We start from the raw sequence: 16,234 nt of genomic DNA, 5'->3' as shown, positions 1-16,234 counted from the left end.
GCCCCCCCACGAGGCCAACGAGAAATTTTCGATCTGGCTATCTCTGGTTCATAATCGAAATGCGACCGAATGGGCAGGGCACCTACGCTTCGATACAAAGACCCATACGGTCGCCAACGCCAATATAAGATTGCCAGCTTGGGGGACATATCGTTCGCGGAGGCTAAGAAAGAAGCGATACGTATCAAAGGGCGCGTGTCGGTCGGTCAAAATCCAGCGGAAGAACGTCACGCTAATCGTCGCATCCCCCACCATTGCTGAACTGTCCGTCCGATATCTGGAATTTAGCCGCAGCTATAAGCGTAGCCATGACATTGATGAGCGATATCTCCGTCTGCATGTAATTCCGAAATKGGGGAAAAAGACTTCTCAACGAACTCAATCAAACCGAGATTTKRGTRATGGRCTGACRGCAAGGGCAGAGGGTTACGCTCAGGCCACTGTGAACCGATGGCAGGTCATTCTGGGGCACATGATGCGGATGGCCAAACGGTGGGGTCTTCCAGGTGCGGAGGTGAACCCGCTGGAAGGAGTGAAGCAGAAAGATCCCGAAAATCGTATCGAGCGTTTCCTGACGGCGGCGGAGACGCAGCGGCTAAAGGAAGCGGTGGAGGAAAGCCCGAACTTCATGTTGCGCTACATCGTTGCCCTTCTCCTGCTCACTGGTTGCCGCAAGCGCGAGCTGTTGGACGCGAAGTGGGATGAAGTATCGTTCGATCGCAAAACATGGAGAATTCCAACGACTAAGACCGGCAAGCCGCGTCATGTGCCGTTGTCGGACGACGCGATTAACGTGCTCAAGTCGATACCCCGGTTCGACACCTGTCCATACATCGTCCCTAACCCTGATACCCTCAAGCCGTTCACATCCGTTTATAACGCCTGGGACAACGCACGGCGACGAGCAGGATTGCCCGATGTGCGTATGCATGATCTTCGGCACAGCGCGGCCTCCAATCTCGTAAATTCAGGGCAATCATTATATGTGGTGGCAAAGGTGCTGGGGCATGCGCAGGTCAGGACCAGTGAGCGGTATGCACACCTCTCTGACGATACATTGTTGCATGCGGTGAACGCCGCTTCGCAGGTTACGGGCACAATCTGGGCAGAGGCGATGCCCGAGGTGAAAGGGCCTGTGCTGCCCGCCATGTAGGTGGACGGTACGCCAATCTAAGCGGTTCAATCCTACCAAAATGCTTTTGCTAGGATGAGGTGCAATTCAGCCTCTCGGCTCAGAATGGGAAGTAGGTGGGAGTTATCGAAAGGTGGCTCCCGCTTGCCCCTATACATTTGTATTTTATAAGGAAAAATACCTCTAACCAGGTTTTGTTCATGCTGGTATCGGCTTTGATGGGCACTGACCGTATGCAGGCCGCCTATGCCCATGCCATCGGCAACGGCTATCGCTTCTACAGCTATGGCGACAGTTCGCTCCTGCTCCCTTAAGCTCCCTCATTTCCCCACGAACAGAAATCCCACCGCGCCCATGATGCAGGCGAAGGCGGCGAGGTGGCGCCAGTGGAGGGGTTCGCCCAGCACGGTGACCATGAAGCCGCCGAAGATGATCAGCGCGATCGCTTCCTGCGCGACCTTGAGCTGCCCCGCGCTCCACCCCTGCGAATAGCCAATCCGGTTGGCGGGCACGGCGAAACAATATTCGACCAGCGCGATGCCCCAACTGATCAGGATGACCAGCAGGATCGGCTTGTCCATGCCGCCCTTGAGATGCCAGTACCAGGCCACGGTCATGAAGATGTTGGAGATGATCAGCAGGGCGATGGTGGGCATGCGGGCCTCATGGCGAAAGGGGCCAACGCTCTGGCACCATGGCAGGCAGCGATGCAAGCGATCGTGCAAAAAGACCGTTGCAAGGGCCAAATCCCTCGCCTATAGGCAGCGCTCCTTTGGGGCCTTAGCTCAGCTGGGAGAGCGCGTCGTTCGCAATGACGAGGTCAGCGGTTCGATCCCGCTAGGCTCCACCAACCCCTCCTTTTGGGGTTGCTCGAAGGACTTTACCGCCAGCGCCCCGCGCGCCTAAGGCGGTATCATGACAGATTTGGAAGATCGCAGCCGCCCGGCTGCCACCGTCGTGATCGTGCGCGACCGGGCCGATGGCCCGCCCGATATATTGATGATGGAGCGGGCCAGCACCATGGCCTTTGCCGCGGGTGCGTTGGTCTTTCCGGGCGGCGCGGTCGATGCGGGCGATCATGACCTCGCCGCGCGCATCGACCATGGACTGGATCAGGATGAGGCCGCCGCACGCATCGCCGCGATTCGCGAGACGATCGAGGAGGCGGGGCTGGGCATTGGGCTGCATGGGGCTATGGACGCGGCCACAGTTCTGCGCCTGCGCGACGGGCTGCAGGACGGTGTGCCCTTGCGCACCCTGCTCGACCGGCATGGCCTGGGCGTCGCGTTCGATGCCTTGACGCCCTTTGCCCGCTGGCATCCCGCGCCCTTCGATCTGGCGACACGGGTATTCGACACGCGCTTCTATATCGCCCGCGCGCCGGACGGACAGATGGCCACCGTCGATACGACCGAAAATGTGCGCCTGTTCTGGAGCAGCGCGGCCGACACGCTGGCGCAATGCGATGCGGGCGCGGCCATGGTGATCTATCCCACAAAGCGCAATCTGGAACGGCTGGCGCTATGCGCAAACCATGCGGCACTGGTCGCCCATGCCCGCGCCTATCCCGTCGAAAAAGTGCAGCCGTGGCAGGAAGAACGCGGCGGCGAGCGGCATTTATGTATCCCCGATCATCTGGGATATCCGATCACCTCGGAACCTATGGGGCGGGTCAGGCGTGCTTGAGCCATGCGCACCCTCCACATAACCCTTCGCCGCCTCGTCCTGCTCGCCGTCCTGCTGTTTCTCCTGCTGCTCGGCTATGCCGTAGTGCGGCAGCGGCCCCAGGACGTGCCCTGGACCGATCTCGACTTGAACCAGCCGATCGGGATGTTCACCGGGCGCAAGCTGGCCGCGCTGACGGGCGACGCTGCACAGTGCCGCGCGCTGCTCGATCGGGCGGGTGTCGATTATGTCGCGGTGCAGCCGGGCGGAGCGGACCAGTGCGCCTATGCCGATGCAGTGCGGTTGCGCGCGCAAAAGGACGCGATCGCGCTGGCCCCGGCCTCAGTCGCGCCATCCTGCCCGGTCGTTGCGGCGCTTAAACTGTGGGAGTGGCAAGTGGTGCAGCCCGCCGCCCAGCGCATCTATGGCCAGCCGGTACAGTCTGTGCGCCATCTGGGCAGCTATAGCTGCCGCCGTATGTATGGCCGCAGCGAAGGCGATTTCAGCGAACATGCGACCGCCGATGCGCTCGACGTGGCCGGCTTCACCCTGGCCGATGGCCGCAGCATCAGCGTGCTGCGCGACTGGAAGGGTGAGGGCGAGGACGCGCAATTCCTGCGCACGGTACGCGACGGCGCATGCGATCTGTTTTCGACCGTGCTGTCACCCGATTATAATGCCGCGCACCGCGACCATTTCCACCTCGATCAGGCCGAGCGAGGGGCAATGGGGGGACGGGCCTGTCGCTGACTTGATCCTCCTGGTCGCGTAGCGATGAGGAGGGGACAGGGCGAAGCCTGACGAAGGAGCAAAACGCGGCTACGCAGCCCCGGCGAAGAGGTTACTGCCCAAACCCCGCATCCCGCGCCAACGCCACGGCCTCACGCGCCGCCGCCAGCAGCGCACCGCTCTTGGCCTCGCACTCACGCTGCTCATAGTCAGGGTTCGAATCCGCGACGATGCCCGCGCCCGCCTGCACATGCATCACGCCGTCCTTCAGCACGGCGGTGCGCAGCACGATGCAGCTATCCATATTCCCGTCCGGGCCGAAATAGCCGACCCCGCCCGCATAGGCCCCGCGCGTCTCTGGTTCCAGTTCGGCGATGATCTCGCATGCGCGCACCTTGGGCGCGCCGGACACGGTGCCCGCCGGGAAGCCAGCGAACAACGCGTCGAGTGCATCCTTGTCCGGTGCCAAATGGCCGACCACGTTGGACACGATATGCATGACATGGCTGTAGAATTCGACCGTATAACTGTCCGTCACGGTCACGCTGCCAGCGGTCGCTACCCGGCCGACATCGTTGCGGCCAAGGTCGAGCAGCATCAGATGCTCGGCCCGCTCCTTGGGATCGGCGAGCAGGCTTTCGCGGTTCGCGGCGTCCTCCACGGCGTTCTTGCCGCGCGGGCGCGTGCCTGCGATCGGCCGGATCGTGACTTCGCCATCGCGCGCGCGGACCAGGATTTCGGGGCTTGATCCGATCAGCGCGAAGCCGGGCAAGTCGAGATAATAGAGGAAGGGCGAGGGATTGATCCGCCGCAGCGCGCGGTAAAGCGCGATCGGCGGCAGGGTGAAGGGGCTGGTGAAACGCTGTGCCAGCACCACCTGAAAAATATCGCCCGCCACAATATACTCTTTGGCGCGATCGACCATGGCGGCATAGCGGCCCGGCTCCAGCACCGGCGTCACCGCGATGTCGGCAATGTCGGCCGGGGCGGACGTAGCCGGGATCGGCGCAGCAAGCCGCGCGGCGGTCGCCTCAATCCGCTCCAGCGCCTGCGCAATGGCGCGATCCGGGTCGGCAAAGCTGCCCTTCCACACCGGCGCGACCAGATAGAGTTGATCAGCGAGCCGATCGAAGATCAGGATGACCGTTGGCCGCACGAACAGCATGTCGGGCAGGTCGATCGGATTGGGGGCAGGGCGCGGCAGTTTCTCGACCAAACCCACTGTCTCATAGCCGAAATAGCCGACCAGGCAGGCGAGCGCTGCGGGCAGCGCCGGGTCCATCTCTGCCCGGCATTCAGCAACCAGATCGCGCAGCGCATCGAGCGCGCCTGCCTCCAGCGGCGTGAAGGCGTCGCGGTCGGTGGCCCAATGGCGGTTGATCGCGGCGCTCTGGCCATGGGCACGGAACACCAGGTCGGGGGCGAGCCCGATCAGGCTGTGGCGGCCCCGCACCGCGCCACCCTCGACCGATTCGAGCAGATAGTCGCCCCGATCCGGCTCGAACAATTTCAGCGCGGCGGAGATCGGCGTGTCCGTATCGGCAATCTGCCGTCGCCACACCAGCGCGGATTCGCCGCGCGCCAACGCCGCGCGCGCGGCTGCGTCGTCCCCGCCAGCCGTCATTTTACTGGTCGCCGCTGGTGGTGGCGGCCAGCGCCTTGCGCACGCCTTCGACCGCATTGGCATTGCGGGTGACGCCCAGATGCTTTTCGACCGCGCGCTCGAACTGCTGGCCATATTCCTGGCCGATCACCTCGCCCAGCTGATCGCGCATCTGCGCCATCAATTCTGGCTGGTCCTTGGCATCGCCCCGTTCGATGGCGTTGAGTTGCACCACGAAATAGCCGCGATCCTGACCGATCGGCAGGGTCTTGACCGTGTTCGGCGCCATCGAGAAGAGGATGGCGATTTCGGCTGGCGGCCGCTGTTCGCCGCGCATGATGTCGGCGCGCTTGCCTCCCAGCGTCTGTGGCGCAGGCAGCTTGACGCCGGCCTGGGCGATGGCGTCGTTCAGCTTCATGCCCTTGGCCACCTTGGCGCGGATCTGTTCGGCCAGGGCCTTGGCCTTTTCGTTGCCCGCATTCAGCTTATACTGCGCCTGCACGATCGGCTTGACCTTCGCCAGCGGCGGCGGCGCAGCGACAACGATCTCGCCCGGTGCGATGAGCGCATAGCGTTCTTCAGGCGTGATCGGCACCATTTGCGCATCATCGTCCGCGCTCATCGCGAAAGCGGGCGCGAGCAGCGGCTGCACATCGGGGGACACGACATAGGCCTGATCCTCGACCTGCTTGCCGGTGGCGAGCAGCAACGGGCTGGTTTCGAGCTTCAGGCCATTATCCTTGACCACTTCCTCGACCGTCGCGCCATCGGCGATCTGGTCCTCGATCTTGCCGGTGAAGTCGGTCAGCAGTTGCTTTTCCTTCTGCACACGCAGCGTCGCGACGATCTCCTCACGCACGGCGGCGAGCGGTCGGGCCGGAATGTCCTTGACCGCTGTCACGCGCAGCAACAGCCAGCCGAGCGGCCCGCGCACGGGACCAACCAGGTCGCCCTGCTTGGCGGCAAAGGCGGCATCGGCCGCAGCTTTGCCCGCGTGGTGGTCAGTGCGGCGGGGGTCTGGTCGGCCAGCGTCGCCACCGCCAGGCCAGCGCCCTGCGCAGCGGCGGACAGCGCCGTGCCGCCCTTCACCTTGTCGGCAATCGCCTTGGCAGCGGCCTCGGTCGGCAGCACCAGTTGCTCGATCGTCCGGTTCTGCTTGGCGGCATAAGCGGCCTTGTTCTGATTATAAGCGGCGGCAATCTCCGCATCGCTCGGTTGCGCGGCCTGCGCAAAACGCTGGGCATCGACCACGGCGTAGCGGATGCGCCGCTGTTCGGGGATGGTGAAGCGATCGGCATTGCGCTTGTAGAAATCGGCCAGTTGCGCGTCGGTCGGGTCTTTCTCGTCCAGGAAAGCGACCGCCGGGATCGCCGCGATCGTGCCCTGCCGCGCTTCCAGCAGCAGCGAGGCGTAGGGCAGGACCAAGCTATCGGTCGGCTTCACGCCCATGCCGATGGGGGTCAGCAACTGGCGCTGGAGGATTTCGCGGCTGATATCGTCGCGCAGATCCCTCTCCGTCAGGCGTTCACGCGCCAGCAGATTGCGGAAATTCTCCTGGCTGAAATTGCCCGCCGCATCCTGGAACGCAGGAATTTGCGCGATCTGCGCATCGACCAACCGCTTGGAGATATGCATGCCCTGGTCATCGGCAAAGGCCCGCAGCGCCAACGACGCGACCAGCTGGTCATAGACCTGCGCCGCGCCACCCTGCGTGAAGAAATCATTGACCTGAAGACCCGGGTCGAACGGCGCGCGTTTTCGAATACGCGCTGGATCCGCTCCTGCAGCTCGGTTTCGGTCAGCTTATAGCCCTTGGCCTTCGCTGCCGTGCCCCCCCCGCCAAAGCTGGTGCCATATTGGCCGCTGGACAGGTCGCCCAAGATGAAGGCGGCGGCGATCGTCCCCAGGAACAGAATCGCGAACAGCGCGCCGAACCGGGATTTGATGAGGCGGCGAAAGACAGAAAGCATGAAAATATCCGAACTGCGGCGGGATGGCGGCCCGCTTTAAGGGCGGATGCGCGCGGCGGCAAGGCTTGCACTGGACAAATGCATGAGCGCCGTTCATCGCTTTCGACCAGTCCATGCTCTTTCCGACGGAGGCGCGACGCCGCACAGGCGCGCGGCGGAAGGGGCGGGGCGACGTGCAGCAATAAAGAATAAGGGGAATAGACGATGGGCAGGCGCAAGCTGGTTGTCGGCAACTGGAAAATGAACGGGATGCAGGCAGCGCTCGACGAGGTCGCCGCCATCGGCGCGCGCGCGGCGCAGCATCCTGCCGTAGAGGTCGGCCTCTGCCTGCCAGCAACGCTCATTGCCATGGCGGATGCGCGCAAAGGCGGGGCCTTCATTGGCGCGCAGGATTGCCATAGCGCGGTAAGCGGCGCGCACACCGGCTGCCTGTCGGCGGCAATGCTGGCGGAGGCCGGTGCCAGTTGGACCATCGTCGGCCATAGCGAACGGCGGCAGGACCAGAATGAAACCGACGGCGACGTCGCGGCCAAGGCGCTGGCGGGCAAGGCAGCGGGCCTTGGCGTCATCCTGTGCGTCGGCGAAAGCCTGGACGTGCGCGACGCGGGCAATGCCGAAGCGGTGGTGTCGGCGCAACTGCTCGCCTCCTTGCCCGATGGCGCGGCGGCGGACTGGCTGGCCATCGCCTATGAACCCATCTGGGCGATCGGCACTGGCCGCATCCCGACGATGGAGGCCGTAGCGACCATGCACGCCGCCTTGCGCGCGGCGCTGGCAAGCTGGATCGGCGATGAGGCGCAGGGCATGCGCATTCTCTACGGCGGGTCGATGAACGGCGACAATGCCGCCGAATTGCTGGCCATCGCTGATGTCGATGGCGGCCTGGTCGGCGGCGCAAGCCTGACCGCCGAAAAATTCGCGCCCATCATCGCGGCGGCCGACGGAGCTGAGGGATAGCGCATCAAATTCCTCGCCTGCAAGGGGAGGATATTTGAATGTCGCCACCTCCTCCCAACAGGCGGAAGCACAAAGCGGCGGTTGCCCCCGCGTCGCTTCGTCGCTATGTGCCCGGCAACGCCCTCCTTACCCGGACAGAAACCCGTCGCATGTTCACTTTTCTTCTCGTCGTGCAGGCCATCGTGGCCGCCCTGCTGGTCACCGTCATCCTGATGCAGAAGTCGGAAGGCGGCGGGCTGGGCGTGGGCGGTAGCCCGGCTGGCTTCATGTCGGCGCGCGGCGCGGCGGATTTCCTCACCCGGTCCACCTCCATCCTGGCGACGGTCTTCGTTCTGTTGTCGATCGCCATGGCGGTAATCGCGGCGGTCCGTCATGCCCCGACCGACATCGACACCTCGCTGGTGCGACAGGCGCCCACGACGCAGGGTGCGCCCGCGACTGGCACCGTCGATCCGCTGGCCGGTGCTGCCGATTCGGTCGGCAATGCTGCTGCGGCCAACGGCGCGGTTCCCCTCGCCAACTAAACCGTTCATCGTCAGTTTCGATCTTTTTAAGCGTGCGTGGATTCGCGCGCTTGCCCTTTGTTGTTCCGAAAGGCTAACCCTCTTCTCCCATGGCGCGGTATATATTCATCACCGGCGGCGTGGTCTCTCGCTCGGAAAAGGCCTTATGGCCGCATCCCTTGCAGCGCTGCTGCAAGCGCGGGGCTATCGCGTCCGTATTCGGAAATTCGACCCCTATCTCAACGTCGATCCGGGGACCATGTCCCCCTATCAGCATGGCGAAGTCTATGTGACCGACGACGGGGCGGAAACCGACCTCGATCTTGGCCATTATGAACGCTTCACCGGCGTTTCGGCGCGCCAGTCGGACAATGTGACGCAGGGCCGCGTCTATCAGACGATCATCCAGCGGGAACGGCGCGGCGATTATCTGGGCGCCACGGTGCAGGTCATTCCGCACGTCACGGATGAGATCAAGGCGTTCGCGCTCACCGACGTCGACGGTCTCGACTTCGTGCTGTGCGAAATCGGCGGGACGGTCGGCGATATCGAATCGCTCCCCTTCATGGAGGCGATCCGCCAGCTGCATAACGACCTTGATCGCGGCCAGTCGATCTTCGTCCATGTAACGCTGGTGCCCTATATCGCGGCGGCGGGCGAGCTGAAGACCAAGCCGACCCAGCATAGCGTGCGCGAATTGACGTCGCTCGGTATCCAGCCCGACATCTTGCTGTGCCGCTGCGAACATCCGCTGCCCGAAAGCGAACGCAAGAAGATCGCGCTCTTCTGCAACGTGCGCCCCGAAGCGGTCATCCCCGCGCTCGACGCCGCCAGCATCTATGCCGTGCCCCAGCAATATCATGCCGAAGGGCTGGACGCGGAAGTCCTGCGCGCCTTCGGTATCGATGACGCGCCCGCCCCCGTGATGGAACGGTGGGACGACATCATGGACCGGCAGCAGAACCCGGAAGGCGAAGTGACGATCGGCGTCGTCGGCAAATATGTCGGCCTGCTCGACGCCTATAAATCGCTGCACGAAGCGCTGCACCATGGCGGCCTTGCCAATCGGGTGAAGGTCAACATCAAGTGGATCGACGCGGAACTGTTCGAGGAAGCGGATTCGGACATCACTGCTCGGCTGGAACCGATGCACGGCATCCTGGTCCCCGGCGGCTTCGGCGTGCGCGGGTCCGAAGGCAAGATCGCCTCGGTCCAGTTCGCGCGCGAACGCGGTGTGCCCTTCTTCGGCATATGCCTCGGCATGCAGATGGCCTGTATCGAAGGCGCGCGGAACACAGCGGGTATCGAACAGGCGTCGACCACCGAGTTTGGCGAAACCAGCGAGCCGGTCGTCGGCCTCATCACCGAATGGATGAGCGCCGAAGGCTTGCAGCAGCGCACCGCCGAAACCGATCTGGGCGGCACGATGCGGCTTGGCGCTTACCCCGCCAAATTGACGGGCAACAGCGTCGTCGCGGGCGTTTATGGCACCACCGACATCAGCGAGCGGCACCGCCACCGCTATGAAGTCAACGCCGGCTATCGCGAACCACTCGAAAAGGGCGGGCTCATCTTTTCGGGCATGTCGCCCGACGGCACGTTACCCGAAATCGTCGAGCGGCCCGACCATCCCTGGTTCGTGGGCGTCCAGTTCCACCCGGAACTGAAATCCAAACCCTTCGACCCGCATCCTTTGTTCGCCAGCTTCATCGAAGCGGCGGTCAAGCAAAGCCGGTTGGTGTAAAAGAAAAAAGGGAGCGCCAGACGCTCCCTTTTTTTTGCTGTCGGTCAGGGACGCGCCGCGTCGAACAGATGGCGATATTGGCGCGGCTGGCACCGTAGATATTGGTTGGCCGCCTTGACGGTGGCACCCAGATGCGCCGCCGCATGCCATGGCCAGCGTGGATCGTAGAGAATCGTCCGCGCGATCGCGATCATGTCCGCGTCCCCCGTCCCGACAATCGCTTCGGCCTGGTCGAAATCAGTGATCAGSCGACGGCGACGACCGGTATGGACACGGCCTGCTTGACCGCGCGGGCCAGCGGCACCTGATAACTCGGACCGACCGGTATGGCCTGATCGGGATGCAGCCCGCCGCTCGACACATGGATGGCAGCGCAACCCCGCGCCTCCAGCGCTTTGGCGAAGACGATGGTCTGCTCGATATCCCATCCGCCCTCCACCCAGTCCGTGCCGGACACGCGCATCGTGACTGGCTTGTCGGCAGGGAAGGCGGCGCGGACGGCGTCGAAGATTTTCAGCGGCAGGCGCATCCGATTGTCCAGCGTGCCGCCATAGTCGTCATCCCGCTGGTTGGAGAGGGGCGAGAGGAATTGATGGAGCAGATAGCCATGCGCGCCATGCAACTGGACGGCGTCGATGCCCAGATGATGCGCCCGTTTCGCCGCGCCCACGAAGGCATCGATCAGCTTGGCGATGCCGTCGCGGTCCAGCGCCTGCGGCGCGGCACTACCAGGCATGAAGGGCAGGGCCGATGGCGCGAATGTTTGCCAGCCATTGACCGCGTCCGGCGCGATTTGCTTGCCCCCTTGCCAGGGGACATGCGTCGATGCCTTGCGACCGGCATGCCCCAGCTGAATGGCGATCGGCATGTCGGAATGGCGGCGCACACTGTCCAGCACCTGTTGCATCGCCCCTTGGGTCGCATCGTCCCACAAGCCGACATCGGCATGGCTGATCCGGCCTTCGGGCAGCACGGCACTGGCCTCGATCGTCAGCAATCCCGCGCCGGACAGCGCCAACTGCCCCAGATGGATCTGATGCCAATCATTCATCTGTCCATCGACGGCCGAATATTGGCACATCGGTGCGATGACGATGCGATTGTCCAGTGTCAGGCCGCCGACCCTTATCGGCTCGAATAATTTGGGGCCACTCATGCGCTATCCTTCGACTTGGCAAAGCCTCTTGTCACCATATCCTCGACCGATATGCTAGGCGATCGAGGGCTTCGCGCTTCTAATCAGCGCTTGGGCGTCAGCTTCAACAGCCGCCCTTGCGATCCATCCCGGCCATCTTCCAGCACCCACAATGCGCCGTCCGGCCCTTGTTCGACCTCGCGGATCCGCGCGCCCATGTCCCATTGATCCGCCTTCGACGCCGTCTCGCCGTCCAGCTTGACGCGGACCAGCGCCTTGCTCGACAGACCGCCGATGAACAGCGATCCCTTCCAGGCGGGGAACATGTCGCCCGAATAATGGATCAAGCCGCCGGGCGAAATGACCGGGTTCCAGCTGACCTTGGGCGCTTCATATCCGTCGCCTGCCTGATGGTCGGGAATCGCGCGACCATCATAATGGCTGCCGTTCGATACTTCGGGCCAGCCATAGTTCAAACCGGGCTGGATCAGATTGACCTCGTCGCCGCCCTTCGGCCCCATTTCCTGCTCCCATAACCGCCCCTTCTCGTCGAAGGCAATGCCGAGCAGGTTGCGATGGCCGTAGGACCAGATCGCCGGGTGAAAGCCCTTGGCCGCCAGCGGATTGCCCGCTGCGGGCGTGCCGTCCAGGTTGAGGCGCAGCACCTTGCCCAGCGTCGATTTGGGGTCCTGCGCCGGATCGAATTTCTGCCGGTCGCCATTGGTGAAGAAGAGATATTGGCCGTCGGGCGAAAAGGCGATGCGGCCCGAATAATGGCCATTGCCGTCCAGATAGGGGGTGGCGCGGAAAATCACCTGCACATCGGTCAGGCTGGTCGTCCCGTCGCTGGCCTGGGCAAAGGCCCCCTTGGCCAGCGCCACACCCTTGCCGCCCTCACGGCTTTCGGAAAAGCTGAAATAGACCATCTTGTCCTGCGCGAAACCGGGCGAGGTCACGACATCCATCAGCGCGCCTTGCCCGGCACTATCGACGGCGGGGATGCCCGCGATCGGGATCTTGGTGCCGTTCTTGGGGTCGAACAACAGCATCTCGCCCGCCTTCTCCGTCACCAGCGCGCGCCCGTCCGGCAGGAAGGTCATCGCCCAGGGCGCATCGAAATCCGCAATCGTCGCGGTGGCGAACGGCCTGTCCGAAGCCGTGGCGGCATTTTGGCCCGTCGCATTTTCCGCCGAGCAGGCGATCAGGATAAGGGGCAGGGCGGCGAGGGGTAGGCGGCGCATCGCGGTCTCCGATATTTTGAGCGTTCAGGCGTGTGTCTTACCTGCTAGAATGAGCCAGGACGATTAATGTTGCAGATTTAATGGTGTCCGCCTATATCGGCGTTGCTTCCTTACATCGTCAAACATGTCAGGGTCGCAGGCTACCAGCCTGCGGCAGCGAAAGCGCGCATAGATATATTGGATTTGGAGATCGCATGGCGGACATCGCCGCACTGACAGCGTTGATCGAACCGGAAGCGAAGGCTTTGGGTTTTGACCTTGTGCGGATCAAGCTGTTCGGATCGGGCGATGATCGCACGCTTCAGATCATGGCAGAACGCCCCGAAACCAAGCAGTTGGTGATCGAGGATTGCGCTGCCCTGTCGCGCCGCCTGTCCGATTTGCTGGATGAGGTCGATCCGATCGAGGAAGCCTATCGTCTCGAAGTCAGTTCGCCCGGCATCGATCGTCCGCTCACCCGCCTGCACGACTTTGTCGAATGGGGCGGGTTCGAAGCGCGTATTACCGTGACCGAGGCGATCGAGGGCCGCAAGACCTTCAAGGGCATCCTTGGCGGGGTCGAGGGCCAGGATATCCAGTTTCGCGATACCAAGGTTGGCGATGTCGTCATTCCTTTCGGCCTGATCGATGGTGCCAAGCTGGTGCTGACCGACGCGCTGATTTCTGCTACAATGCCGCTTTCCTCCGATGGGGCGGATGAATTTGAAACCGAAGAATAAGGGTTCATAAGTCATGGCCAACGCCATTTCCGCCAACCGGGCAGAATTGATCGCCATCGCCAATTCGGTGGCGTCGGAAAAGATGATCGACAAAGCCATCGTCATCGAGGCGATGGAGGATGCGATCCAGCGCGCCGCGCGTGCGCGCTACGGCGCTGAAAACGACATCCGCGCTAAGCTGGACCCGGAAACCGGCGACCTGCGCTTGTGGCGCGTGGTCGAGGTGGTCGACACGGTCGAGGATTATTTCAAGCAGGTCGACCTGAAGGCCGCGCAGAAGCTGAAGGCGGACTCGATCGTCGGCGACTTCATCGTCGATCCGCTGCCCGCCATCGACCTGGGCCGTATCGACGCCCAGTCGGCCAAGCAGGTGATCTTCCAGAAGGTCCGCGATGCCGAGCGCGAGCGCCAGCATGAAGAGTTCAAGGATCGCGTGGGTGAGATCATCACCGGCGTCGTCAAGTCGGTCGAATTTGGCCATGTCGTCGTGAACCTCGGCCGGGCCGAAGGCGTCATCCGCCGCGACCAGCAGATCCCGCGTGAGGTTGTCCGGGTCGGTGACCGGATTCGCTCGGTCGTGCTGAACGTGCGCCGCGAAAATCGCGGGCCGCAGATTTTCCTGTCCCGCGCCCATCCCGAATTCATGAAGAAGCTGTTCGCGCAGGAAGTCCCCGAAATCTACGACGGCGTCATCACCATCATGGCCGCCGCCCGCGATCCGGGCAGCCGCGCCAAGATCGGCGTCATCAGCCGCGACAGCAGCATCGATCCGGTCGGCGCCTGCGTCGGCATGAAGGGCAGCCGCGTGCAGGCCGTCGTGCAGGAAATGCAGGGCGAAAAGATCGACATCATCCCCTGGTCGGAAGATACCGCGACTTTCGTCGTCAACGCGCTCCAGCCCGCGCAGGTCAGCCGCGTCGTCATCGATGAGGAAGAAGAGCGGATCGAAGTGGTCGTTCCCGACGATCAGCTCAGCCTCGCCATCGGCCGTCGCGGCCAGAATGTCCGCCTCGCCAGCCAGCTGACCGGCAAGGCGATCGACATCATGACCGAGGCCGACGCCAGCGAGAAGCGCCAGAAGGAATTCGTGTCGCGCTCCGAACTGTTCCAGAACGAACTGGACGTGGACGAAACGCTGTCGCAGCTGCTGGTCGCCGAAGGCTTTGGCGAATTGGAAGAAGTCGCCTATGTCAGCATCGAGGAATTGGCCGGGATCGAAGGCTTCGACGAAGACCTCGCCGCCGAGCTGCAAAATCGTGCGCAGGAAGCGCTCGATCGTCGCGAAGCCGCTGCGCGTGAAGAGCGTCAGGGTCTGGGCGTCGAAGATGCGCTGGCCGACATACCGCACCTCACCGAAGCCATGCTGGTGACGCTGGGCAAGGCGGGCATCAAGACGCTCGACGATCTGGCCGACCTGGCCACCGACGAGCTGGTGCAGAAGAAGCGCGTTGACCAACGCCGCCGCAAGAGCGAAACGACCGAGGACAAGGGCGGCATCCTGGCTGCCTACGGCCTGTCGGACGAGCAGGGCAATGAGATCATCATGGCCGCCCGTGCGCATTGGTTTGAAGACGAGGAAGCCTGAGCCAAGATGCCATTTGTCGATATCCGTCTGGCCGGCACGGCAACGCGCGCGCAAAAAGCCGCGATCGTTGCGACGTCACCCAGTCGCTCGTTGAGCGGCTGGGAAAGCCTGCGGCTGCCGTGCAGGTGGTGATTTCGGAAATTTCGACCGAGAATTACGGCGCGGCGGGACAGCTTCTGGCTGACCGCGCGCCGGTTGTCGCTTTATCAAGGGAGGACGCCAATGTTGCGGACACTCCCCGATGAGCGTTTAGGCCTATCCAATAGCGTTGGGGTTGCCAGTTCATCCGTTTTGGCGGAGGGGCAGGCATGACCGAACGCAAATGCATATTAACGGGCGACCGCGCCGATCCCGAATATCTCATCCGCCTGGCCATCGGCCCGGAGGACCAGTTGCTGCCCGACTTGCGCGCCAAGGCGCCGGGGCGGGGTGCCTGGATCGGGGTATCGCGCGCCGAACTGGAAGTCGCGCTGGCCAAGGGCAAGCTGCGCGGCGCCATCGCCCGCGCCTTCAAGACCGGCGAGCTGGCGATCCCCGACGATCTGGCGGAGCAAATCGAAACCGGGCTGCGCCGCGCGCTGCTTGACCGGCTTGGGCTGGAATCGCGTGCGTCCATGCTGCTGACCGGATCGGAAAAGATTGACGTTGCCTGCCGCAAGGGCCAGGTAAGGTTGCTGCTCCACGCAATGGATGCGGCACCCGACGGCAACCGCAAACTGGACCAGGCGCTGCGCGTCGGACAGGAAGCGGAAGGCACGGATCTTGCGGGCATCGTCTTGCCTGTGGACCGGCACGCCCTATCTATGGCAATGGGGCGCGACAATGTCGTCCATATCGCAGTGACCGACTCGCGTGCGGCGTCGCGTCTGCGTGCGGCCATCGGCCGATTGGAAAGCTATCTGGGTTGCGCTGCTGGGGCGCCTGTGCATGGGGAGCCAAGCTCTACCGATGCGCCGGGCGTCCAGGCAAACGTATAAATAAGGCGTCGGCGGGCCTATCCGGCCGAAGCGGAAGTGAAGGGTTAAGTTCGATCGTATGAGTGACAGCAAGGAAGACAAGCCGGTTCTGGGCCGCAAGCCACTGGGCATCAAGCGGACCGTGGAATCCGGTCAGGTGCAGCAGCAGTTCAGCCATGGCCGCAAGAATACGGTCGTGGTCGAAGTGAAGCGGCGCCGCGTCCTGGGCAAGCCGGGCGAAAGCACCGGTGGTGCGCCCGCTGCCACGCCGCAGGCCGATCCTGCGCCGACGGCC

At 63.4% G+C, this 16,234-nt stretch carries 13 protein-coding genes, 1 tRNA gene and 5 pseudogenes; 14 read left to right on the top strand and 5 right to left on the bottom strand.

The genetic code is table 11. From position 1 onward, the window contains the following. The first annotated feature begins 69 nt into the window (after positions 1–69). The 3 genes and pseudogenes from BF95_RS31205 to BF95_RS26735 form a co-directional block, all read left to right on the top strand. Entirely contained in the window at positions 70–261 is a 192-nt protein-coding gene (locus BF95_RS31205) for an integrase arm-type DNA-binding domain-containing protein (RefSeq protein ID WP_443018411.1), read from the top strand. A gap of 211 nt (positions 262–472) precedes the next feature. Then, positions 473–1,153: a site-specific integrase gene (locus tag BF95_RS25830; RefSeq protein ID WP_051520179.1), complete on the top strand. Its 681-nt coding sequence runs from the start codon at positions 473–475 to the stop codon at positions 1,151–1,153. A gap of 173 nt (positions 1,154–1,326) precedes the next feature. Next, a pseudogene (locus BF95_RS26735) lies at positions 1,327–1,446 on the top strand (S-adenosylmethionine:tRNA ribosyltransferase-isomerase); the annotation flags it as partial. 6 nt (positions 1,447–1,452) lie between these two features. Here BF95_RS26735 and BF95_RS21955 read toward each other — a convergent pair. Beyond that, on the bottom strand, positions 1,453–1,788 hold the full coding sequence (locus BF95_RS21955) for a DMT family protein (protein ID WP_043154437.1): 336 nt from the start codon (positions 1,786–1,788) through the stop codon (positions 1,453–1,455). A gap of 118 nt (positions 1,789–1,906) precedes the next feature. Here BF95_RS21955 and BF95_RS21950 point away from each other — a divergent pair. The 3 genes from BF95_RS21950 (at position 1,907) to BF95_RS21940 (ending at position 3,547) form a co-directional block, all read left to right on the top strand. Beyond that, a tRNA-Ala gene (locus BF95_RS21950) sits at positions 1,907–1,982 on the top strand. A 65-nt stretch (positions 1,983–2,047) separates the two neighbouring features. After that, positions 2,048–2,818 carry an NUDIX domain-containing protein gene (locus BF95_RS21945; protein WP_043154435.1) on the top strand — a complete coding sequence of 257 codons (771 nt, stop codon included), beginning with the start codon at positions 2,048–2,050 and terminating at the stop codon, positions 2,816–2,818. A gap of 3 nt (positions 2,819–2,821) precedes the next feature. Continuing rightward, positions 2,822–3,547, top strand: a complete 726-nt coding sequence (locus BF95_RS21940; protein WP_043154434.1) for an extensin-like domain-containing protein — start codon at positions 2,822–2,824, stop codon at positions 3,545–3,547. A 91-nt stretch (positions 3,548–3,638) separates the two neighbouring features. Here BF95_RS21940 and trpE read toward each other — a convergent pair whose 3' ends face one another. Together trpE and BF95_RS30810 are read right to left on the bottom strand one after the other, a co-directional pair. Next, positions 3,639–5,150 carry an anthranilate synthase component I gene (trpE, locus tag BF95_RS21935; RefSeq protein WP_043154431.1) on the bottom strand — a complete coding sequence of 504 codons (1,512 nt, stop codon included), beginning with the start codon at positions 5,148–5,150 and terminating at the stop codon, positions 3,639–3,641. Position 5,151: 1 nt separating this feature from the next. Next, positions 5,152–7,099 (bottom strand): annotated as a pseudogene (locus tag BF95_RS30810) (SurA N-terminal domain-containing protein). Positions 7,100–7,303: 204 nt separating this feature from the next. Here BF95_RS30810 and tpiA point away from each other — a divergent pair. From tpiA to BF95_RS21915, 3 genes and pseudogenes are all read left to right on the top strand, one after another. Further along, entirely contained in the window at positions 7,304–8,056 is a 753-nt protein-coding gene (tpiA, locus tag BF95_RS21925; RefSeq protein WP_043154429.1) for a triose-phosphate isomerase, read from the top strand. A 149-nt stretch (positions 8,057–8,205) separates the two neighbouring features. After that, positions 8,206–8,580 (top strand): preprotein translocase subunit SecG, encoded by a 375-nt coding sequence (gene secG, locus BF95_RS21920; RefSeq protein ID WP_043154428.1) that lies wholly within the window; start codon positions 8,206–8,208, stop codon positions 8,578–8,580. 89 nt (positions 8,581–8,669) lie between these two features. Continuing rightward, positions 8,670–10,303 (top strand): annotated as a pseudogene (locus BF95_RS21915) (CTP synthase). Between the two features lie 44 nt (positions 10,304–10,347). Here the strand turns inward: BF95_RS21915 and BF95_RS21910 are convergent. Both BF95_RS21910 and BF95_RS21905 read right to left on the bottom strand, forming a co-directional pair. After that, positions 10,348–11,459, bottom strand: a pseudogene (locus BF95_RS21910) (NADH:flavin oxidoreductase/NADH oxidase). An 83-nt stretch (positions 11,460–11,542) separates the two neighbouring features. After that, positions 11,543–12,679 (bottom strand): PQQ-dependent sugar dehydrogenase, encoded by a 1,137-nt coding sequence (locus BF95_RS21905; protein WP_043154426.1) that lies wholly within the window; start codon positions 12,677–12,679, stop codon positions 11,543–11,545. 194 nt (positions 12,680–12,873) lie between these two features. Here BF95_RS21905 and rimP point away from each other — a divergent pair, with 194 nt between their 5' ends. From rimP to BF95_RS21885, 5 genes and pseudogenes are all read left to right on the top strand, one after another. Next, positions 12,874–13,398 (top strand): ribosome maturation protein RimP, encoded by a 525-nt coding sequence (rimP, locus tag BF95_RS21900; protein ID WP_043154425.1) that lies wholly within the window; start codon positions 12,874–12,876, stop codon positions 13,396–13,398. Between the two features lie 13 nt (positions 13,399–13,411). Next, on the top strand, positions 13,412–14,983 hold the full coding sequence (gene nusA / locus BF95_RS21895) for a transcription termination factor NusA (RefSeq protein ID WP_043154423.1): 1,572 nt from the start codon (positions 13,412–13,414) through the stop codon (positions 14,981–14,983). A gap of 6 nt (positions 14,984–14,989) precedes the next feature. Continuing rightward, a pseudogene (locus BF95_RS26730) lies at positions 14,990–15,228 on the top strand (tautomerase family protein). 63 nt (positions 15,229–15,291) lie between these two features. Beyond that, positions 15,292–15,960, top strand: coding sequence for a DUF448 domain-containing protein (locus tag BF95_RS21890; protein ID WP_043154421.1), 669 nt, complete (start codon positions 15,292–15,294; stop codon positions 15,958–15,960). A 58-nt stretch (positions 15,961–16,018) separates the two neighbouring features. Beyond that, a partial coding sequence (locus tag BF95_RS21885) for a translation initiation factor IF-2 associated domain-containing protein (protein ID WP_043154419.1) occupies positions 16,019–16,234 on the top strand: 216 nt, incomplete at its 3' end.

This window comes from Sphingobium sp. Ant17, assembly GCF_000588875.1.
In the GTDB taxonomy this organism is placed as follows: Bacteria; Pseudomonadota; Alphaproteobacteria; order Sphingomonadales; family Sphingomonadaceae; genus Sphingobium.
The sequence above is the reverse complement of the archived record's forward strand: the minus strand, read 5'-3'. Positions and strand labels throughout refer to the sequence as shown.